The 20,377-nt window shown below is 52.9% G+C and carries 18 protein-coding genes; 4 read left to right on the forward strand and 14 right to left on the reverse strand.

Features of this window, described 5'->3' with window-relative positions; all coding sequences use genetic code 11:
• Positions 1 to 77: 77 nt before the first annotated feature.
• From ndk to yfhM, 3 genes are all read right to left on the reverse strand, one after another.
• Positions 78 to 509 carry a nucleoside-diphosphate kinase gene (gene ndk, locus ACJHYW_RS09730; RefSeq protein WP_000963841.1) on the reverse strand — a complete coding sequence of 144 codons (432 nt, stop codon included), beginning with the start codon at positions 507 to 509 and terminating at the stop codon, positions 78 to 80.
• 148 nt (positions 510 to 657) lie between these two features.
• A complete protein-coding gene (gene pbpC, locus ACJHYW_RS09735; protein ID WP_001137704.1) occupies positions 658 to 2,970 on the reverse strand; it encodes a peptidoglycan glycosyltransferase PbpC in 2,313 nt (770 codons plus the stop codon).
• Entirely contained in the window at positions 2,971 to 7,929 is a 4,959-nt protein-coding gene (gene yfhM, locus ACJHYW_RS09740) for an alpha2-macroglobulin (RefSeq protein WP_000736357.1), read from the reverse strand.
• Between the two features lie 206 nt (positions 7,930 to 8,135).
• Here yfhM and sseA point away from each other — a divergent pair, with 206 nt between their 5' ends.
• Together sseA and timP are read left to right on the forward strand one after the other, a co-directional pair.
• Positions 8,136 to 8,981 carry a 3-mercaptopyruvate sulfurtransferase gene (gene sseA, locus ACJHYW_RS09745; protein ID WP_000108610.1) on the forward strand — a complete coding sequence of 282 codons (846 nt, stop codon included), beginning with the start codon at positions 8,136 to 8,138 and terminating at the stop codon, positions 8,979 to 8,981.
• A 339-nt stretch (positions 8,982 to 9,320) separates the two neighbouring features.
• A complete protein-coding gene (gene timP, locus ACJHYW_RS09750) occupies positions 9,321 to 9,446 on the forward strand; it encodes a small toxic inner membrane protein TimP (protein WP_004974226.1) in 126 nt (41 codons plus the stop codon).
• A 31-nt stretch (positions 9,447 to 9,477) separates the two neighbouring features.
• Here the strand turns inward: timP and sseB are convergent, their stop codons facing one another.
• The 11 genes from sseB to trmJ all read right to left on the reverse strand — a co-directional run bounded on the left by sseB (position 9,478) and on the right by trmJ (position 18,362).
• On the reverse strand, positions 9,478 to 10,254 hold the full coding sequence (sseB, locus tag ACJHYW_RS09755; protein WP_001361597.1) for an enhanced serine sensitivity protein SseB: 777 nt from the start codon (positions 10,252 to 10,254) through the stop codon (positions 9,478 to 9,480).
• Between the two features lie 159 nt (positions 10,255 to 10,413).
• Positions 10,414 to 11,697, reverse strand: a complete 1,284-nt coding sequence (gene pepB / locus ACJHYW_RS09760; RefSeq protein ID WP_000133570.1) for an aminopeptidase PepB — start codon at positions 11,695 to 11,697, stop codon at positions 10,414 to 10,416.
• Positions 11,698 to 11,755: 58 nt separating this feature from the next.
• The gene (gene iscX / locus ACJHYW_RS09765; protein WP_000523616.1) at positions 11,756 to 11,956 is read right to left on the reverse strand and encodes a Fe-S cluster assembly protein IscX; all 201 of its coding nucleotides are present in this window, start codon (positions 11,954 to 11,956) and stop codon (positions 11,756 to 11,758) included.
• An 11-nt stretch (positions 11,957 to 11,967) separates the two neighbouring features.
• On the reverse strand, positions 11,968 to 12,303 hold the full coding sequence (gene fdx, locus ACJHYW_RS09770; protein ID WP_001124469.1) for an ISC system 2Fe-2S type ferredoxin: 336 nt from the start codon (positions 12,301 to 12,303) through the stop codon (positions 11,968 to 11,970).
• Position 12,304: 1 nt separating this feature from the next.
• Positions 12,305 to 14,155: a Fe-S protein assembly chaperone HscA gene (gene hscA / locus ACJHYW_RS09775; protein WP_001196628.1), complete on the reverse strand. Its 1,851-nt coding sequence runs from the start codon at positions 14,153 to 14,155 to the stop codon at positions 12,305 to 12,307.
• 16 nt (positions 14,156 to 14,171) lie between these two features.
• Positions 14,172 to 14,687 (reverse strand): co-chaperone HscB, encoded by a 516-nt coding sequence (gene hscB, locus ACJHYW_RS09780; RefSeq protein ID WP_000384413.1) that lies wholly within the window; start codon positions 14,685 to 14,687, stop codon positions 14,172 to 14,174.
• A gap of 95 nt (positions 14,688 to 14,782) precedes the next feature.
• The gene (iscA, locus tag ACJHYW_RS09785) at positions 14,783 to 15,106 is read right to left on the reverse strand and encodes an iron-sulfur cluster assembly protein IscA (protein WP_000028953.1); all 324 of its coding nucleotides are present in this window, start codon (positions 15,104 to 15,106) and stop codon (positions 14,783 to 14,785) included.
• 16 nt (positions 15,107 to 15,122) lie between these two features.
• The gene (gene iscU / locus ACJHYW_RS09790; RefSeq protein ID WP_000331707.1) at positions 15,123 to 15,509 is read right to left on the reverse strand and encodes a Fe-S cluster assembly scaffold IscU; all 387 of its coding nucleotides are present in this window, start codon (positions 15,507 to 15,509) and stop codon (positions 15,123 to 15,125) included.
• 27 nt (positions 15,510 to 15,536) lie between these two features.
• Positions 15,537 to 16,751: a cysteine desulfurase gene (iscS, locus tag ACJHYW_RS09795; protein ID WP_001295373.1), complete on the reverse strand. Its 1,215-nt coding sequence runs from the start codon at positions 16,749 to 16,751 to the stop codon at positions 15,537 to 15,539.
• Positions 16,752 to 16,862: 111 nt separating this feature from the next.
• Positions 16,863 to 17,351: a Fe-S cluster assembly transcriptional regulator IscR gene (gene iscR / locus ACJHYW_RS09800; RefSeq protein ID WP_001241357.1), complete on the reverse strand. Its 489-nt coding sequence runs from the start codon at positions 17,349 to 17,351 to the stop codon at positions 16,863 to 16,865.
• Between the two features lie 270 nt (positions 17,352 to 17,621).
• Positions 17,622 to 18,362: a tRNA (cytosine(32)/uridine(32)-2'-O)-methyltransferase TrmJ gene (gene trmJ / locus ACJHYW_RS09805; protein WP_000940019.1), complete on the reverse strand. Its 741-nt coding sequence runs from the start codon at positions 18,360 to 18,362 to the stop codon at positions 17,622 to 17,624.
• Between the two features lie 118 nt (positions 18,363 to 18,480).
• On the opposite strand from trmJ, the gene suhB reads away from it, so the two are divergent.
• Both suhB and ACJHYW_RS09815 read left to right on the forward strand, forming a co-directional pair.
• Positions 18,481 to 19,284: an inositol-1-monophosphatase gene (gene suhB, locus ACJHYW_RS09810; RefSeq protein ID WP_000553451.1), complete on the forward strand. Its 804-nt coding sequence runs from the start codon at positions 18,481 to 18,483 to the stop codon at positions 19,282 to 19,284.
• A gap of 144 nt (positions 19,285 to 19,428) precedes the next feature.
• Entirely contained in the window at positions 19,429 to 20,283 is an 855-nt protein-coding gene (locus ACJHYW_RS09815; protein ID WP_001357291.1) for an alpha/beta hydrolase, read from the forward strand.
• Positions 20,284 to 20,377 lie beyond the last annotated feature (94 nt).

Consider the following 20,377-nt stretch of genomic DNA (forward strand, 5'->3'; position numbering starts at 1 on the left):
CTGCTCGTCCGGGGGCGCTGCATTGTACAAATTCTGGCGCACGGATGCCACGTTTGCACGTAGCATTTACGAAATTATTAACGGGTGCGCGGGCACACTTCGCCTTCGCCGAAGAAATAAGCGATTTCGCGAGCGGCAGATTCGACGGAATCAGAACCGTGGGTACCATTTTCGGTCAGGCTGTCAGCGTAATCAGCACGCAGAGTACCGGCCAGTGCGTTTGCCGGATTGGTCGCGCCCAGCAGATCGCGGTGACGCTGAACAGCATTTTCACCTTCCAGCACGGAAACAACGATCGGGCCAGAAGTCATGAATTCAACCAGACCATCAAAGAACGGTTTTCCATCGTGTTCAGCATAAAAGCCACGAGCCTGTTCAACGGTCAGGTGCAGCATTTTGGTGCCGACAATTTTGAACCCTGCAGCTTCAAAGCGCGCAAAGATACTACCAATCACGTTTTTTGCTACCGCGTTCGGTTTGATGATGGAAAAAGTACGTTCAATAGCCATTTTTACCTCTGTAAATTGTTCTGTTGTTGTCTGTACCAGCGTACGAGATGGCGCGGATTATAATGAGCAACAGAGCCGTTGACTATTGATGAAGGTAACATTTTTTTAAAATAAACCTAGTTTAAGCAACAATCAGGGACAAAACAGACTATTGCATGACAAATTTCACTGTCGCGATTTGCCCCACCTCATCCATCACCAGCAATTGATAATCGCCTTTATCCATCAAATGCAGGGTCACGTTGTGCCCGCGTTCAGTTAACGGTTCGCCATTCAGAAACCACCAGCGTTCACCTGCCCCTCCACTTGATTGCAACGGCAAAGTCGCTTCCGCTGCGCCCGGTAAACGTTTAATAATCGCGCCATCGCGAACACCTGTCAGCTGCAGTGGGAGTTGTGCATCGTGACCGTATGGCGGGCAAATTGTCGAGGCCGGTGGTAAGCGCACAGCGCGGCGTTCTGATGCGGGCAACCAGGGTTCCAGCGGTAGCGGCCAGACATTTATCATTTCTTGTCGCGCCTGAGGGCAATCAGCGGCAACACGTTTGCCGTTTTCATCCAGCCAGATGGGGAAACGAATGCCATTAATGCCTTCCTGCTCCGGCAGTAATAGAGTTGGCGGCTGACTCCCGTCCAGCAGCCAGGTTGCCAGGCGGCGGCGACAGTTACCGTCACCTTCCGGCAAAGACTGTCCGCCCGGCCAGCAGATAACGCCACGACTTACAGAGTCAGGACGTGGGTCTTCCGGCAGATTCGCACTGCGCGACAGTAAGATATTATTGACCTGATTCAACAATGGTACGGCGCTGGCAAAGCCAAACTGACCAACAACGGGCGTGCCGTCCGGTCTGCCAGTCCAGATCCCAATGACATAGCGAGCGTTAACCCCAATCGCCCAGGCATCACGATAGCCATAGCTGGTGCCCGTTTTCCATGCCAGTGGGGCGACGCGCGGCAAGGCACCATCCGGCAAGGGTTGCGCTTCATCAGCCATAATCCGGCGAATGATCCACGCAGCCCCCGACGACATTAAAGGCCGTTCAAGCAGCGGATCGTCAGGCTGTAAGCGCAATTTGCCTGCCTTGCCGTGGCGAGCAAACGCGGTATACGCTGCCACCATATCTTCCAGTTTTGCGCCAGCGCCGCCGAGAATGAGCGAAAGATTCGGTGCAGCACCGTTGGGCAAATATAACGGCAATCCAACATTGCGTAACTTTGCCGCAAACCGTTTCGGTCCATAGGCTTCCAGCACCTGCACAGCAGGTAAGTTCAGCGATCGCACCAGCGCCTCACTCATGCTGATCGGGCCATGAAAACCGCTGTCAAAGTTGCCAGGTCGGTAGTCACCGGTACGCCGGGGGACGTCTTGCAGCAGTGATGCCGGGTGGATCAATCCTTCATCCAGCGCCAGACCGTAAACAAACGGTTTGAGCACCGATCCTGGCGATCGGATCGCATTGACCATATCAACATGACCAAAGCGTGAATCATCGTTGAGATCAACCGAACCCACCCAGCCGCGAACACGCATATCGGTATGATCAACCACGATCATCGCCAGTGAGCTGCGCGGTGGTAATCGTCCTTTCCAGTTTTGCGCCAGTTCTTCCAGACGTCGTTGAAGACCGGCATCCAGCGTAGTAACGATTTTGTCGCTTTTGCTTTTACCGAGCATCATGCGCGAAAACAGCGGTGCCAGTTGCGGCATTTGTCGGGGTGCCAGCCAGATGGGTTCTTCCCTTGATTCTTTTACCTGCTCACGGGACCACACACCTTGCGCAGCCATCCGTTCGAGCACTTTATTACGCGCGGCTTCGGCACGTTCCGGCCAGCGATCCGGGCGCAGTCGGCTGGGCGCTTGCGGCAACACCGCCAGCATTGCCGCCTCGGAATAGCTTAAATTCGCAGGCGATTTTCCGAGATAAGCCCAACTTGCCGCACCGATCCCCTGCAACGTACCGCCAAATGGAGCGCGGTTAAGATACAAGGTCAGAATTTCACGCTTAGACAGATGCCACTCCAGTTGCAACGCGCGCCAGAGCTGGCGAATTTTGCCGCCAAATGTTTTGGGGTGAGGATCAAGCAGACGAGCAACCTGCATAGTGAGCGTGCTGCCACCGGAAATAACCCTTCCCGAAGTGAGATCTTGCCATGCTGCGCGCGCCACCGAGAATGGATTCACCCCCGGATGCTTCCAGAACCAGCGATCTTCATAATTGATCAGCGCTTCAAGGTAACGTGGAGAAACATCTTCGATTGTTACCGGATAACGCCAGATGCCTTCCGCATCGGCAAAGCGCCAGAGCGGCGTCCCATCCTGCGCCACAACCACTCGTGCGGGATTGACTTCATGCAGCGGTAGAGGCCAGAGTTTATCTGCTCCCCACGCTGCAAGAAAAAGGAGAAATGGCGCAGCTGCCAGCGTTATCCAGCAGCCGCGTTTGGTTAACAAGCGAGGCATTTACGGTCTGACAATCAGCAAATCTTCAGCCGCGCCGGTCGCCCGCCATTGGGGAACATACATTGATTCCACCATCGGTTGCGGTACCTGATACGTTCCCGGCGTCACCGCCCGCGCCAGATACACCAGCGTTACCGGTTGGTATTCATCAACGGCAACCGCCGCCACAAAGCGATCGTCACGGAACTCAATGTGCTTAATGCTCGCCTGCTGCATCTGGTTCAGTAAGTTTTGCACTTCGCCACCACTTTGCTCCAGGCTGGCGCTACCGTTCGCCAGATTCTGGTTTTCCAGTTCCAGACCCGCAGGCAGCAGATCCACGACTAACGCATCCGGCACGCTGTTACTGGCTTTTACCTGCAACCAGACCAGCACCAGATCGCCGCTACGTAACGAGTCCAGCGATTTGCTCTTACCATCAGTACCAAGAATATGACGCTCGATTTGCAGCACATTGTTCGCCGGTAAAGGTGCGGATTGCGGATAACCGCTGGCATCCACACGCAGCCATAACGGCTGATCGCCACTGTTGGTCACCTGCAAGGTGGCAAGTTGATCACTATTCAGATTGCTGTTTAGCGTTTTCTCGCCTGTCAGCGGCTCAGCTGAGAAAGAGGTTTGCGCCTGCCATTTACCCGGTAAATCCTGAACCGTACGGGCAGCCAGGAACAACGCGTTACTTTCCTGCGTCGATAGCCAGCGTTCACCAAACGCCTGCTGCGAAAGCGTATTCAGCAAAGTGTTCTGCTCATCGGGTAGCAGTTTATTTTCTTCCAGCAAGGAGAGCATTAACGCGTTGTCGCGCAGTGGGCTACCGTAATCACCCAGCCATTTCCGCTCATCATTACGCGGCGTTTTCAGCGCCAGCGCAATTGCTTCTTCACCACGCGTCGCATCACCCATGGTTTTCTGCGCAACGCCAAGTTGCAGCAGCGGTAAACCAGAAGCGGCATCTGCACGATGCTCCCAGATTTCACGCAGCGCACCCAGTGGAGCTTTTTGCTGACGGGCCAGCACCAGCGCAGCGTAAGACTGTACGGCGAATTTACTGGCTTTGAGATTATCCGCATACGGAATCGACATCATGCCCGGATCTTGTAAATAGCGCAGTAGACGCTCATTCCCCCGGTTAATGGCGTCTGTCGGCACGCTGTAACCCTGCTCACCTGCGCGGACCAGGAAATCCATCACGTAAGCCGTCAGCCAGTACTCTTCATCACCGTTTTTATCCCACAGCGCAAAGCCGCCGTTATCACGTTGCATTTGCAGCAAACGGGAAATGCCGATATCGACCGATGCACGGCGTTTCTCATCACTGTCGCCTTTGATGCCCAACGCCTGCAGTTGGGCTGCGTTGGTATAAAGTGACGGGAACAGGCCGCTGGCGGTTTGCTCAAGACAGCCGTACGGATACGCTTTTAACTCTTTGATATAACGTGCGATGTTCAGCGGTGGTTTGCCGCTCAACAACAATTGCCCTTCCAGCGTAACAGGCGAGAAGTTTTGCAATCCATCCGCCGGAATCGCCCATGTCTCACCAGGCTGTAACGCCGTACCGTAATTAACCGTTTGTGCCGGGAACGCCGGACGGACGCCGATTTTCCACTGCTTATGCTGATCGGCAACGGTTTCACCCGGTAATGCTAACCCGCTAATGGTGGCCTGAATTTCTCCATCGCCATAACCCGGCAATGCTCGCACCGGGATAAACAGCGTAGTACGCACACCTGGCGCTAATTCAACGGCTGCGGGTGAATCGCTGACCAGTTCAAGCAAACCACTGGCGGTCAGGGCAACGTTCAGTTTTTGCGGTTTATCGGTAAGATTAGTGATATCCAGCGTCAGACGCGAGGTATCGCCACTCGCCATAAAGCGCGGCATGTTCAGTTCAGCAATCACCGGTGCGGCAACTATCACTTTGCTTTCGTTGCTTCCGAAGTCATCTGCCGTCCAGGCTTGCGCCATGACGCGCAATTCACCGTTAAAATCGCCAATCGGCAGTGTAACCGAGCCTTCGCCCTGTTCGTTGAGCGTTACCGGCAGCGCCTGCTGCGCGACAATATTGACGTGATTGACCGGCGGTTTACCACCACGTTTCAGCTCATCACCATCGCCACCGAAACGCAGGGCTGCCAGACGCCCCTGACCTTCAATAACCTGACCGTAAATATCGTAAATGTCTGCGCCATAGCGTTTCTGACCAAAGAACGCCTGCCACGGATCTGGCGTAACGTAGTCAGTAATATTCAGCACACCGCTATCAACGGCAGACACCAGCACATTCACCTGTTTTGGCATCTCACCATTTTTAGTGCTGGCTTTAATTTTCACGGTTAATGGCTGATTGGGGCGCATTTTGGTGGGGGTTTCCAGCGCCAGATCGAGGCGACGGTTTTCATCACCAAGCGGCAGATGCAACACACCAACCGCGCGTTTTGGCGTCGCAGAGCGAGATTTATCGCCAGGACGCACCACCAGCGTACTCAAATAAAGATCATGACGATTCCAGGTTTTATTGACCGGAATCGTCAGATCCAGCCCTTGAGCCGGAACATCAATCTCTTGCCACCACAGCGGCCCTTCACTGGACTCGACCATCGCATAACCTTTACCCGCCGTTGGCGCGGCAATATGCAACTTAATGGTATCGCCAGGGCGATAACTGGCTTTATCCAGTTTCAGCGTGACACGGTCGGGTCGCACTGCACCACCCCCGTCGCTGTTGTCCTGCCAGCTATAGCCAGCCCAGAAACGCACACTACTGACCGCTTCATTCGGCGCTTTGACTTCCAGACGATAAGCGCCCCACTCAACCGGGAAACTGACCTTACCGGTTTCATCCGCCTGAAGATCCAGAGTTTGTTCATTTTCAATCAGATCTTTTTGATCAAACTGTGACTGCCAGCCTTCATCTTCTGACCAGTTCCAGTAGTAATCGCGGCGTTCGCGAATCAGGCGCACCTGCAAGCCCGACACGGCTTTTTTTACGCCTTGCGCATCGCTATAAACGATGTCAAAAGCGGCGTTACTGCCTTCATCAACAATGGGCTGTTTCACCGTGCTGTCAGTGCGATAATCGTAAACCGATTTCGAGGCGAACTGCGGACGGATCCCCGGCAATGCATCGGCAGGCCAGATAGCCTGCTCAGCGCGGCGCGTCACCGGGCGACCGCCCGATTCCAACAAACTACCCTGGAAAATAACCTGTAATGGGGAATGCGTTTCCTTCCACTGGCTTTCTGTAGAAACTTCGCCACGCCCTTTATCATCCAGCGTCAACTGAACTTCATCCAGCGTGCGGGAAAGATTTTCGGCAGCTATATCGCCGAATTCAAAACCAGGTAAGGCTGACACAGCTTCACGCAGTGGGCGCAGGAAAAGTTGCCCTTGCAAAGTATTACCATTAGCAGGTGCACCATACAGGTAGTACCCCACCACGGAGAATTTCACGTCATCTTTCGGCGTTAGCGGGGTTTTCTCACCGGTCAGATTCAGCGCCATACGCTCTGGCATAAAATCTTCGACGTGGAAATCCCACATCCGATACTGGTTATCGCCCGTGTTAGCGCGAATATGCCACATACCGGTTGCCGCATTGCTATCGAGTGACCAGGTAAAGTGGTAGAGGCCATTCTCCGGCTGACTAACGACGCTCCTGAGTACCTGCCCGTCGGGTTTAATCACGTCTAACTTGATGGGTTGATCGGGCAATGCTTTACCATCTGCATCACGCAATAAACCATTGAGGATGACTGTTTCACCCGGGCGATAAAGATCGCGCGGGCCAAACATGAAAAACTGTTTGCTATAGCCCGGTGCGCCAGCAATGTTAAATTCTGCTAAGTCCAGCGCCGGAAGTTTTAAATCGAGTAGCGTTGTCTGACCGTCTTTACGCGCCAGCAGTAATGCCGCGTTTTTATCATTTTCCAGCTGCACATACCCCTGAGCATCACTGGTTGCCTGAGTCAGAGTCTGCCCTTTCTCATTTAATAAAGAGACTTCTATTCCTTGCTGGGCCGCGCCGTTTTCCAGACTTTGGGTAAAGATATCCAGACGATTGTGATAACGGTGAGCTGAAACGCCAATATCACTTAACGTAAACAGCGTCGCGGGATTACTGTAATCGTAACGTCCAGCCTGATTCATCACAGCCAGATACACGCCCGCCTGCTGAAGCGGTTTGATATCGCCCAGCGGCAGCAATAATTTTTCACGGGTGTTACGCGCAGGATTGAGATCAAACCGTCCGGTGTAGACCAGATCCGCCATCTGCAGCAGTTTGTCTGACTGCCAGTTCGCCAGCGAATTGCGGTATTCCCATTGGCTAATGAAAGCGGGCAGTGATTCTGGTTTCACACGGAAGAAGTTAACATCGACATTGTTAACGTTGAGCGCCATTACCGGCAGCCCTTCAATAACTTTACCAGGTAACAACGAACCACGGCTGGCAAAACCGACGCTGGGTTGGATATCACGGGTAGTTATAGTTTTTTCGTAATCTTTACTGAAGGTTGCGTTGTTGAGTGCTTTGACCTCCTTGCCAATAGTGACGATCAAATCACGTTTCGGTTCGAGGTGGCGTAAACGCAACTCTTTAAGATTATCTGACAGCTCCCAGGCACCATCCACTTTGCCGCTTTTCTTATCGACGACATGGATAACGCGTGAGAAATCCTGATCCGGGTCGAGAGGAATGGAGAACGTCAGCACCAGCGTGGCTGCGCCATCAAGTTGAACTTCAGAGAGATCCAGCAATGTCAGCGCCTTACCGGCACTCTGTTGGGCCAGTTTTTGTCGCTCCGGCGCGGAAAGTTTTGCTGAACTCACGTTTTCTGAAGAGGCCGCTTTAGTAACTTCAGAAGGCGCATCTTTTTTCACCGCTGTTGGCGCGTTATCGTTGTTGTCGCACCCTGCCAGCGCCAGCATTAGCATGCAGGCGGCTACGCGTAACTTTTTCATTTTTCATCCCTGCCACAATGGCCCGTTAGCAACGTCGAATAATTATTATGCGTGAGAATTTACGTTATGTAATTCAGTATCACGCCCATACAATCCGAATTTTAGTGAGAATTGTGGCTCAGACAGCCAAATCAGCCTCTTTTGCTTGTCGCTTTTCACTAAACATCCGACAATTTAGCCTAACCCCGGCAAAAATGGAGATGCCTATGTCCACGACATGGTTTGTAGGAGCCGACTGGCTCGCCGAACATATTGATGACCCGGAAATTCAGATTATCGATGCCCGCATGGCGTCGCCTGGACAGGAAGATCGTAACGTTGCTCAGGAGTATCTGAATGGACATATTCCCGGCGCAGTGTTTTTTGATATCGAAGCGCTTTCTGATCACACTTCCCCGCTTCCGCACATGCTGCCGCGCCCGGAAACGTTCGCCGTGGCGATGCGTGAATTAGGCGTTAACCAGGATAAGCACCTGATTATCTATGACGAAGGTAATCTTTTCTCAGCCCCACGAGCATGGTGGATGCTGCGCACCTTTGGTGTAGAGAAAGTGTCGATTCTGGGGGGTGGACTTGCAGGCTGGCAGCGCGATGATCTGCTGTTAGAAGAAGGTGCAGTAGAGCTGCCGGAAGGAGAGTTTAACGCCACGTTTAATCCTGAAGCCGTGGTGAAAGTCACCGATGTGTTATTGGCAAGCCATGAAAATACGGCGCAAATTATTGATGCCCGCCCGGCTGCACGTTTTAACGCAGAAGTTGATGAACCTCGCCCAGGTTTACGTCGCGGACATATTCCCGGTGCATTGAACGTTCCGTGGACGGAACTGGTGCGCGAAGGCGAACTAAAAACGACCGATGAACTGGATGCGATATTTTTTGGTCGCGGCGTCAGCTATGACAAACCGATTATCGTCAGCTGCGGCTCTGGTGTAACGGCAGCCGTGGTTTTGTTGGCACTCGCGACACTTGATGTGCCAAACGTGAAACTGTACGACGGCGCATGGAGTGAATGGGGCGCACGAGCAGATTTACCGGTTGAGCCAGAGAAATAAGCTTTTAACAGGCAATAAAAAACCGCCGAATTTGGCGGTTTTTTATTGCTGGTCTGGTTCGCGGCCTTTCCAGCAGATTGGCTTGTGTTGCATGAGCAACGCAGGTGCTTCACAGCAAAGCAATACTCGCCAGTAACTCTCTTTTTGTCAAGCGAAAGAGAGTAATCATTGTTTATTTAGCGTATTATCGACACCGGCCCTTTCCGCCGTCTCGCAAACGGGCGCTGGCTTAAGGAAAGGATGTTCCATGGCCGTAAATGCAGGTGTTTCACAGCGCTTGCTATCGCGGCAATATCGCCAGTGGTGCTGTCGTGATGCGGTCTTCGCATGGACCGCACAATGAAGATACGGTGCTTTTGTATCGTACTTATTGTTTCTGGTGCGCTGTTAACCGAGGTAAATAATAACCGGAGTCTCTCCGGTAACAATTTATTGGTGGTTAACAACCTTCAGAACAGCAGGTAAGCCCGAATGCCGCCCTTTGGGGCGGCATATTTTAGATTATCCGGTTCTGTTTAAAGTCACGCAAAAAACCACCCCAGCGACGTTCATAGAATGGCGCAATATGTTCGGTAATAAAGTGGCTAATTCCTTTTTCCCCTTTTTTCACCTGACAAATATCGATGGGTTCATCGCCAGGTAATGTATCGGTCGCTACACTTCCCGCCGCCTGAATAATTTCTTCGATATCACCATCGGCTTCAATGCCAATAAGTAAATTAGGCTGTGCCTCTTCGCTCTCTTTAATTAAACAAATAAAAGCACGCTTCACTGGCTTAATGGTTTTAAATAAGGTGGTGAGTGAATCAATCATTTGTACTGGCGGCTCTGCGACTTCCGATAATATCAGCGATTCACCGCCTTCCAGTACTTCCTGGCTACTCAGCGGATTCCCTTCTTCACCAATCAACAAACTGATTTCACGCGGCATAAACTCTTTACCGGTTGGCAGTTTGGCATTAAGGAAGAGCGTTTCGCCAAGGGTCATCTCAAACAATGTGCGAACGGGCATTACGACAAATGCCTGTTCGTCTTCAACCGCCTGTTGAAGTGCTTCTAACGAGGTAAAAAAAGGAATGACGCTGGTGCCGTCTTCTTTTTCCCAGTGCTGTAAATCAAGCGCGCTATCTTCAACTACTGCCTCGCCCTGCGCCGCCGTACCAGGCACCCAGACGGTGGATTCCAGTAGAGTACGGAAAAAGGCCGGGCGGTGAGCCGGTTCGGTTGCTGCTTTTTCCAGCAGGTCTTCAAGTTCGTTTTTTGTTTCGGACATAAGAACCACAATTCATTCAACGTTCGGGGAGCAAGTGCCTGATGCGCCACGCTTATCAGGCCTACAAGGGAGTCGCAATCTACAAGGGAGTCGCAATCTATTGGATTTTCGCAATTTGTAGGCCGGATAAGGCGTTTACGCCGCATCCGGCATATTAGTTTACGCCGTTAACAGATTAGCAATCGTGCGCACACCAAGTCCCGTAGCACCCGCAGACCACTGTTCAACCGGCGCTTTACGGTAAGTCGCCGAGCAGTCGATATGCAGCCAGCCTTGCTGATAGTTCTCAACAAAGTGCGACAGGAAGCCCGCAGCCGTACTTGCACCTGCCGGATACGCCGCGCTTCCGGTATTGTTCAGTTCGGCAAAGTTAGACGGCAGCTGGCTGCGGTGGAACTCCGCCAGCGGCAGACGCCAGAACGGTTCATTCTCCTGCGCGGCACTCGCCAGCAAGCGACCGGCAAGCGCATCGTCAAAACTGAACAGCGCGTGATAATCATTACCCAGCGCGGTTTTCGCCGCCCCGGTGAGGGTCGCCGCATCAATGATCAGTTCCGGTTTCTGCGCACTGGCATCAATCAGGCCATCGGCCAGCACCAGACGCCCTTCCGCATCAGTGTTCATCACTTCAACTTTTTTACCGTTGCGATAGGTAATAATATCGCCCAGTTTGAACGCGTTGCCGCTGATCAGGTTATCCGCACAGCAGAGGAACAGCTTCACGCGCTTATTCAGTCCGCGCGTAATGGCAAACGCCAGCGCTCCGGTAACCGTTGCCGCGCCGCCCATGTCCGACTTCATCGAGTCCATAAACGCAGTCTGTTTGATGCTGTAGCCGCCGGAGTCAAAAGTGATACCTTTACCTACCAGGCACGCGTACACTGGCGCTTCTTTATCGCCAGTTGGGTTGTAATCCAGCGCCAGCAATACCGGGGAACGTTCTGAACCGCGCCCGACCGTGTGCAGCCCCATATAACCTTGATCACGCAGATCTTCACCTTTGGTGATCCGATAAGTCACACGATCGCCTGCGACGTTGCTGATCAGATCAACAGCACGCTGTGCCAGTTGCGATGGCCCCAGCTCTTCCGCCGGTGCGTTAATGGTGTCACGCACCCAGTCGATGATCATCAGGCGGTTATCCAGTTCCTGACGCTGGGCATCGTCCAGATCCGGCCACTCCACTTTACGTGTGCCTTTCGGAGCTTTGTAACCTTGCCAGAATGCCCAGCAACGATCCGCATCCCAGCCTTCACCGCTTAGCTGAACATGTTTGATGCCCAGACCATCAATCTTGCGCGCCGCACGCTGGATCAGCCCCAGATCGTCTGCCCCGTTCAAATGCAGGGTAATGCCATCATTATTAATGCTGTAAGTTGCTTTTTCTCCCCAGCGCGCATCGGCAGGTTGGGTAGAGAGGGTAATTTTCATCGCTTCTGTCATTTTAGTTATCCTTATTCGTTTAACAGCAAAACGGGCTACCCCCAGGCAGCCCGTTCATTTACTCGGCTTCGTCCAGCCAGACCAACAAAATCGCTTCGAGGATTTTTTCGTTGGATGCCTGCGGGTCGTCGTCGAAATCTTCCAGATCGCAAATCCACTGATGCATATCGGTGAATCGAACCGTTTTCGGATCAAGATCGGGATACGCATCGTACAGTGCTTCGCCAATTTCGCGGCTATCGGTCCACTTAAGTCCCATAGTAACCTCTGTTAATGCTCACGCGCATGGTTGATAGTGTAACGCGGGATTTCGACCACTAAATCTTCGTCGGTGACGCGCGCCTGGCAGCTTAAACGGCTTTCCGGCTCCAGTCCCCAGGCTTTGTCCAGCATGTCGTCTTCCTGCTCTGAGCTTTCCGGCAGTGAGTCAAAACCTTCACGAACGATGCAGTGGCAGGTGGTACAAGCACAGGATTTTTCACAGGCGTGTTCAATCTCGATACCGTTACGCAGAGCTGCGTCGAGAATGGTTTCACCGCTATTAGCTTCCAGAACAGCGCCATCAGGACAGAGATCCTGATGAGGCAAAATAACAATCTTTGGCATATTAAACCTCGTCCACGGAATGGCCTTTCAGCGCACGACGAACCGACTGGTCCATGCGGCGAGCGGCGAAATCCTGGGTTTGTTTGTCTACGTTTTTAATCGCTTGTTCGATGGCGTCAACATCATCGCCCTGCGCCACTTCACTCAGGTGAGCGGCAGCATTGTCAATGACCTGACGCTCTGCGGCGCTTAACAGCGCGGCATCAGCAGCCAGCGCGCCGTGCAGACTTTCCAGCACACGCGCCGCTTCTACTTTTTGTTCTGCCAGCATACGGGCTTTTACGTCCTGCTCGGCATAGCTCATTGAGTCTTTAATCATCGAGGCGATTTCGCTGTCGGTCAGGCCGTAAGACGGTTTGACCTGGATAGACGCCTCAACGCCGGTGGATTTTTCCATCGCCGTCACGCTCAAAAGACCGTCAGCATCGACCTGGAACGTCACGCGAATATGCGCGCCGCCAGCCGGTAGCGCCGGGATACCACGCAGCGCAAAACGCGCCAGCGAGCGGCAGTCCTGCACCAGTTCACGCTCACCCTGCATTACATGGATAGACATCGCCGTCTGACCATCTTTAAAGGTGGTGAAATCCTGGGCGCGAGCCACCGGAATCGTGGTATTACGCGGAATCACTTTCTCCACCAGGCCGCCCATCGTTTCGAGGCCCAGCGACAGTGGGATCACATCAAGCAGCAGCATTTCGCTGTCTGGCTTGTTACCCACCAGAATATCCGCCTGAATCGCCGCGCCAATAGCGACGACTTTATCCGGGTCGATAGAAGTCAGCGGTGGACGACCGAAAAATTCGCCTACTCGTTCACGCACCAGCGGCACGCGAGTAGAACCGCCCACCATCACCACTTCCAGCACTTCATCAGCTTCTACGCCCGCATCTTTCAGCGCGCGACGACAAGCCAGTAAGGTTCGTTTTACCAGTGGCGCGATCAGTTCATTGAATTGTTCACGGCTGATTTCGCCCTGCCAGCCCGCAACGTTAACGGTCACGGAGACCGCATCGCTCAGCGCGATTTTGGCCGCAATGGCAGCATCCAGCAGTTCACGCTGAACGCGGTTATCGCTACGATCAGGAATGCCCGCCTGCTCGCGAATGTAATCCGCAAGCAGATGGTCGAAATCATCGCCGCCGAGCGCGGAATCACCGCCGGTTGCCAGCACTTCAAACACGCCGCGACTTAAGCGCAGAATGGAAATATCAAACGTCCCGCCGCCGAGGTCATAAACAGCGATCACGCCTTCCTGACCGGAATCCAGCCCGTAGGCGATAGCCGCAGCGGTCGGTTCGTTAAGTAAGCGCAGGACGTGAAGGCCCGCCAGACGCGCCGCGTCTTTGGTGCCCTGACGCTGGGCATCGTCAAAGTACGCCGGAACGGTGATAACGACACCATCCAGCTCGCCTGCCAGGGCTTCAGTTGCCCGCGCCGCCAGTGCTTTGAGGATGTCCGCAGAAACGCGCACCGGGTTCAGCAGCCCCGCCGCCGTTTCAATCATCGGCAGGCCATTTTCGCTGGCCTGGAATTGATAAGGCAGATGCGGATAGCGTTGCTGGATATCAGCCAGCGAGCGCCCCATCAGACGTTTAACAGAACTAATGGTGTTGGCGGTGTCAAGCGCTGCGTTAGTACGCGCGTCATAACCCACCGAATGCCCTTGCTGTTGATAGTGAACAACAGATGGCAGCAGGTGACGGCCTTCATGGTCGGCTAACGTTTCGGCCTGACCGCTGCGCACCGTCGCCACCAGCGAGTTGGTTGTGCCCAGGTCGATACCGGCCGCCAGACGACGCTGATGCGGCGCAGCACTCAAACCAGGTTCACTAATTTGTAATAAGGCCATGTTTAGCTTCCAGAAATTAAAAATCGAGCAGTTTTTCTTCGAGTTGTTCGGCACTGCTTCGCAGTTTATCGAGAAAACGCAGCTTACGCACGGTATCCGCCGCCGCGTCCCACGTCTCGTTATCTAACTGTTCAACCATCAACTGATGGCGGGTATCAAACATCTTTTTCACACGTTTGATAAAGCTTTCCAGCCGCGCTTCATCTTTCGCCTGTTCGATCTCGTCCAGTTCTTCGCGCAGCTCCAGCTGTTCCATCAGGAACGCGGTGTCGCGCACAGTATGCTGCTCGCTGGCGAGATCAAAGCCGTGCAAAGAAAGCAAATATTCCGCGCGCATTAACGGATGACGCAGCGTTTGCCAGGCCTGGTTAATGGTTGCAGATTGCTGTACGGCGGCGAGTTGTTCCGCCTGGCTTCCGCTGGCGAATTTATCAGGATGATACTGACGTTGTAGATCCTGAAAACGCAGGCTCAGTGCCTGGGTATCGAGTTGATAACGGGCAGGCAAGCCAAAGAGGGTGAAGTAATCCATAACATTCTCAGGGCTGCGATCCGCCGCGATAACGGCGAATCAGGTAAAACAAACCCCACGCGCAGGCGACCACGGTGGGGTTATCGGTATGCGCATCAAACGTGGAAGCTTTCGCCGCAACCACACTCATCTTTGACGTTCGGGTTGGTAAATTTAAACCCTTCGTTTAGGCCTTCTTTTACGAAATCCAGTTGCGTACCGTCCAGAAATTGCAGGCTTTTGCCATCGACCACGACTTTCACGCCTTTGTCTTCAAACACGATGTCTTCCGGCGTCGGTTCGTCAACAAATTCCAGTACATAAGCCATACCTGAACATCCGGAGGTTCTCACGCCCAGACGCAGGCCAAACCCTTTGCCGCGGTTAGCCAGAAAGGTATTTACTCGCGCTGCTGCACTGTCGCTCAGTGTAATCGACATAACCAAACCTCAACTCTTATTTTGCTTCACGTTTGCTTTTATAGTCCGCAATGGCGGCTTTGATCGCGTCTTCTGCCAGAATAGAACAGTGAATTTTCACCGGCGGCAGTTCAAGTTCTTCAGCAATATCGGTGTTTTTGATCGCCTGCGCTTCGTCGAGAGACTTCCCTTTCACCCATTCGGTGACCAGGGAGCTGGAAGCGATAGCAGAACCGCAGCCGTAAGTTTTAAAACGCGCGTCTTCAATGATACCTTCATCGTTGACTTTAATCTGCAACTTCATCACGTCGCCACAGGCCGGTGCACCCACCATGCCGCTGCCGACGTTCTCGTCGTTGTTGTCAAAGGAACCCACGTTACGCGGATTCTCGTAATGGTCGATAACTTTTTCGCTGTAAGCCATTATAAATTCTCCTGATTCCGATACCGATTAATGATGAGCCCATTCGATGCTGTTCAGATCCACGCCCTGCTTGTACATTTCCCACAGCGGAGAAAGGTCACGCAGACGACCGATGGATTTACGAACTAACTCGATGGTGTAGTCGATCTCTTCTTCAGTAGTAAAACGACCTAAAGAGAAACGGATAGAGCTATGTGCCAGCTCGTCGTTCAGCCCCAGCGCGCGCAGCACGTAGGACGGTTCGAGGCTTGCTGACGTACAGGCGGAACCGGAAGAAACCGCGAGGTCTTTCAGCGCCATAATCAGCGACTCACCTTCAACGTAGTTGAAGCTGACGTTGAGAATGTTCGGCGCACCGTGTTCCAGGTCACCGTTCAGGTAAACTTCTTCGATATCTTTGATGCCGTTCCACAGACGGTTACGCAGGCCGCGCAGACGTTCCATCTCGGTCGCCATCTCTTCTTTTGCGATGCGATAGGCTTCGCCCATACCGACGATCTGGTGAACAGGCAGAGTGCCGGAACGCATACCGCGCTCGTGACCGCCGCCGTGCATTTGCGCTTCGATGCGTACGCGCGGTTTACGACGCACATACAGCGCACCGATACCTTTCGGGCCATAAATCTTGTGGCCGGAGAAAGACATCAGGTCAACTTTCAACTGGCTCAGATCGATAGGCAGTTTGCCCACGCTCTGGGTTGCATCAACGTGATAGATAATGCCGCGAGCACGGCACATTTCGCCGATAGCCGCGATATCCTGCACCACGCCGATTTCGTTATTCACGTGCATGATAGAAACGAGGATGGTGTCGTCACGCATCGCTGCTTCAAGTTCTTTCAGGTCGATAATGCCGTTACGCTGCGGTGCCAGGTAGGTGACTTCGAAACCTTCGCGCTCCAGCTGACGGCAGGTATCCAGTACCGCTTTATGTTCGGTTTTGCTGGTGATGATGTGCTTGCCTTTTTTCTGATAAAAGTTGGCTGCACCTTTGATCGCCAGGTTGTCAGATTCGGTTGCACCAGAGGTAAAGACGATTTCACGCGGGTCAGCGCCGACCAGATCGGCAATCTGATTACGGGCGATATCTACCGCTTCTTCAGCCTGCCAGCCGAAACGGTGAGAACGGGAGGCCGGGTTACCAAAGGTTCCGTCCATCGTCATAAACTGCATCATTTTCTCGGCAACACGCGGGTCCACCGGCGTGGTTGCGGAGTAGTCGAGATAAATCGGTAATTTCATTGCTCTATAAACTCCGTACATCACTCAATGCAAGGAACCAGGCTACCGGCTGGATGTACGACCGTGTTTACGGAGTGTTTAGCACTCCGGCCTGATTCTGAATTCTTTTTATTAAGCGCGTAACTTAACGTCGATCGCGTCTTGTGTGCGGGTGCGTGGCGCGTCGTGAGTATGCTGACGACCAGACACATCCAGCACTTCCTGGTTATTAACCAGTTCGCCTAAAGTAATGTTATTGAGAAAACCGGTAAGACGGTCGCTCAAATCACGCCACAGCGCGTGGGTCAGGCATTTATCGCCGCCCTGGCAGCCGCCTTTACCCTGACAACGGGTGGCATCTACAGATTCGTCAACGGCGCTAATCACTTCGCCAACGGCGATGCTGCTGGCATCTTTGCCTAACAGATAACCACCGCCTGGTCCACGTACGCTGGAAACCAGACCATTTTTACGCAGACGGGAAAACAGTTGTTCCAGATAAGAAAGGGAAATTCCCTGACGTTCGGAAATATCAGCCAACGGTACCGGGCCCGCTTCAGAGTTGAGCGCAACGTCAAGCATTGCGGTCACGGCATAGCGCCCTTTAGATGTCAGTCTCATGTCTTACTTCACCTCAAACTCGCCCCTGCCCGGGGTTTTTTATTGTAAAAGTGGGGGTATTGCATAGCAGGGTCAAGTCTGACATTCCCGAGTAAATTGGTCAACTATTTACTTGACTGATTTAGTCGGGTATTTAACCTTCAGTGCCATTTTTTTATCGTGGCGTTTGTACCTGTTGTCGGATGCGGTGTGAACACCTTATCCAACCTGAGATTCCGTGCACTTACAGGCCTGATAAGACGCGTTAAGCATCGCATCAGGCAACCACTGTTATTCGGCCTTGTTACCTTTATTCTGCTGCTCAATAGAAGCCAGAATCCCGCGCAGGATATTCAATTCCTGGCTTTCCGGGCGTGCACGGGTAAACAGACGGCGCAATTTATTCATCACCTGCCCCGGATGGTTTTCACGGATAAAACCGGTTGCCAGCAGCGTTTGCTCCAGATGACCATAAAAACGCTCCAGATCATCGACCAGCGGATACGGCGTCTCTTCATGCTCGACCTGCTCGCCATTTTCCTGAGTTGCCAGCCAGGCCATGCGCACTTCATAGGCAATAACCTGAACCGCCATCGCCAGGTTCAGCGAACTGTATTCCGGGTTAGCCGCAATCGCGACATGATAATGGCATTTCTGCAGCTCTTCATTGGTCAAGCCGACGCGCTCGCGACCAAACACCAGCGCCACCGGGGTATTTGCCGCTTCAGCGACGCTTTTCAGACCGCATTCGCGCGGGTCGAGCATCGGCCACGGCAGCGTGCGGGAACGTGCGCTGGTGCCCACCACCAGGCTACAACCAGCCAACGCTTCGTCGAGCGTATCGACGATGTGCGCATTACCAATCACATCGCTGGCCCCTGCTGCCAGGGCAATCGCCTGGGAGTCGGGTTTCACCAGTGGATTAACCAGCCACAGATTGGTTAATCCCATTGTTTTCATGGCACGGGCAACAGAACCCATATTGCCGGTGTGTGACGTCTCCACCAGCACAATTCGAATATTTTGCAGCATTGTCTTTCTTCATCTAAAGATTATTCACGCATCTTATCATAAAACGAAGACAGATGCCGATCTCGCTGCTATACTCTGCGCCGTTTTCCCGTTCTTTAACATCCAGTGAGAGAGACCGATGCATCCGATGCTGAACATCGCCGTGCGCGCAGCGCGCAAGGCGGGTAATTTAATTGCCAAAAACTATGAAACCCCGGACGCTGTAGAAGCGAGCCAGAAAGGCAGTAACGATTTCGTGACCAACGTAGATAAAGCTGCCGAAGCGGTGATTATCGACACGATTCGTAAATCTTACCCACAGCACACCATCATCACCGAAGAAAGCGGTGAACTTGAAGGTACCGATCAGGATGTTCAATGGGTTATCGATCCACTGGATGGCACTACCAACTTTATCAAACGTCTGCCGCACTTCGCGGTATCTATCGCCGTTCGTATCAAAGGCCGCACCGAAGTTGCTGTGGTATACGATCCTATGCGTAACGAACTGTTCACCGCCACTCGCGGTCAGGGCGCACAGCTGAACGGCTACCGTCTGCGCGGCAGCACCGCTCGCGATCTCGACGGTACTATTCTGGCGACCGGCTTCCCGTTCAAAGCAAAACAGTACGCCACCACCTACATAAACATCGTCGGCAAACTGTTCAACGAATGTGCAGACTTCCGTCGTACCGGTTCTGCGGCGCTGGATCTGGCTTACGTCGCTGCGGGTCGTGTTGACGGTTTCTTTGAAATCGGTCTGCGTCCGTGGGATTTCGCCGCAGGCGAGCTGCTGGTTCGTGAAGCGGGCGGCATCGTCAGCGACTTCACCGGTGGTCATAACTACATGCTGACCGGTAACATCGTTGCTGGTAACCCGCGCGTTGTGAAAGCCATGCTGGCGAACATGCGTGACGAGTTAAGCGACGCTCTGAAGCGTTAATGACTCAGGCGGGTGATGTCACTCACCCGCCCTCGCCTTTCAGGCGCTATTCCGAAATACTTCCTCACCGCTTTACTTTCTTTCGTCACTCTCCCACCATCTTTCCCCGATTAATGGATGATAAAGAAGTCGCAAGGAAAGGTTATGGCGCTGCCAGTGAACAAACGCGTTCTCAAAATTCTGTTTATTCTCTTTGTTGTTGCCTTCTGCATTTATTTAATACCGCGCATCGCCATCAATTTTTTCTATTACCCTGACGACAAAATCTACGGTCCCGAACCCTGGTCGGCGGAATCCGTCGAATTTACGGCTAAGGACGGTACTCATCTGCAAGGCTGGTTTATCCCTTCTTCGACGGGCCCTGCTGATAACGCCATTGCTACCATTATTCATGCTCACGGCAATGCCGGAAATATGTCCGCCCACTGGCCGCTGGTCAGTTGGTTACCCGAGCGTAATTTCAACGTTTTTATGTTTGATTATCGCGGGTTTGGTAAATCAAAAGGTACGCCGTCCCAGGCCGGATTGCTGGACGATACGCAAAGTGCCATCAATGTGGTGCGCCATCGCAGTGATGTAAACCCACAACGGCTGGTGCTGTTCGGGCAGAGTATTGGCGGGGCGAATATTCTTGATGTTATTGGTCAGGGTGATCGTGAAGGCATACGTGCGGTGATCCTCGACTCCACATTTGCCTCTTATGCGACCATCGCCAACCAGATGATCCCCGGCAGTGGCTACTTACTTGATGAGAGTTACAGCGGCGAAAATTACATCGCCAGCGTCAGCCCGATCCCGCTTTTACTCATTCACGGTAAAGCTGATCACGTTATCCCATGGCAGCACAGCGAAAAGTTGTATAGCCTGGCAAAAGAGCCAAAACGGTTGATCCTAATCCCGGATGGCGAACACATTGATGCTTTTTCCGATCGTCACGGCGATGTTTATCGCGAACAGATGGTGGATTTTATCCTTAGCGCGTTGAATCCGCAGAACTAACCCATGATCGCTAGCACGATAATCATTCACAAAACCACCTTAAGACATGCTAATCCACTGGTCAGAACAGTTTAAGATGAGAAAAATTCTGTGA

It is taken from the genome of Escherichia sp. WS3063 (assembly GCF_046486595.1).
Lineage (GTDB): Bacteria > Pseudomonadota > Gammaproteobacteria > Enterobacterales > Enterobacteriaceae > Escherichia > Escherichia coli.

What these genes read in the sequence shown, in the direction of transcription:
- iscS (WP_001295373.1), bottom strand. Translation starts at nt 16,751, where the DNA reads ATGAAATTACCGATTTATCTCGACTACTCCGCAACCACGCCGGTGGAC.
- iscU (WP_000331707.1), bottom strand. Translation starts at nt 15,509, where the DNA reads ATGGCTTACAGCGAAAAAGTTATCGACCATTACGAGAATCCGCGTAAC.
- iscX (WP_000523616.1), bottom strand. Translation starts at nt 11,956, where the DNA reads ATGGGACTTAAGTGGACCGATAGCCGCGAAATTGGCGAAGCACTGTAC.
- sseA (WP_000108610.1), top strand. Translation starts at nt 8,136, where the DNA reads ATGTCCACGACATGGTTTGTAGGAGCCGACTGGCTCGCCGAACATATT.
- fdx (WP_001124469.1), bottom strand. Translation starts at nt 12,303, where the DNA reads ATGCCAAAGATTGTTATTTTGCCTCATCAGGATCTCTGTCCTGATGGC.
- timP (WP_004974226.1), top strand. Translation starts at nt 9,321, where the DNA reads ATGAAGATACGGTGCTTTTGTATCGTACTTATTGTTTCTGGTGCGCTG.
- yfhM (WP_000736357.1), bottom strand. Translation starts at nt 7,929, where the DNA reads ATGAAAAAGTTACGCGTAGCCGCCTGCATGCTAATGCTGGCGCTGGCA.
- iscR (WP_001241357.1), bottom strand. Translation starts at nt 17,351, where the DNA reads ATGAGACTGACATCTAAAGGGCGCTATGCCGTGACCGCAATGCTTGAC.
- trmJ (WP_000940019.1), bottom strand. Translation starts at nt 18,362, where the DNA reads ATGCTGCAAAATATTCGAATTGTGCTGGTGGAGACGTCACACACCGGC.
- pepB (WP_000133570.1), bottom strand. Translation starts at nt 11,697, where the DNA reads ATGACAGAAGCGATGAAAATTACCCTCTCTACCCAACCTGCCGATGCG.
- ACJHYW_RS09815 (WP_001357291.1), top strand. Translation starts at nt 19,429, where the DNA reads ATGGCGCTGCCAGTGAACAAACGCGTTCTCAAAATTCTGTTTATTCTC.
- sseB (WP_001361597.1), bottom strand. Translation starts at nt 10,254, where the DNA reads ATGTCCGAAACAAAAAACGAACTTGAAGACCTGCTGGAAAAAGCAGCA.
- hscB (WP_000384413.1), bottom strand. Translation starts at nt 14,687, where the DNA reads ATGGATTACTTCACCCTCTTTGGCTTGCCTGCCCGTTATCAACTCGAT.
- pbpC (WP_001137704.1), bottom strand. Translation starts at nt 2,970, where the DNA reads ATGCCTCGCTTGTTAACCAAACGCGGCTGCTGGATAACGCTGGCAGCT.
- suhB (WP_000553451.1), top strand. Translation starts at nt 18,481, where the DNA reads ATGCATCCGATGCTGAACATCGCCGTGCGCGCAGCGCGCAAGGCGGGT.
- hscA (WP_001196628.1), bottom strand. Translation starts at nt 14,155, where the DNA reads ATGGCCTTATTACAAATTAGTGAACCTGGTTTGAGTGCTGCGCCGCAT.
- ndk (WP_000963841.1), bottom strand. Translation starts at nt 509, where the DNA reads ATGGCTATTGAACGTACTTTTTCCATCATCAAACCGAACGCGGTAGCA.
- iscA (WP_000028953.1), bottom strand. Translation starts at nt 15,106, where the DNA reads ATGTCGATTACACTGAGCGACAGTGCAGCAGCGCGAGTAAATACCTTT.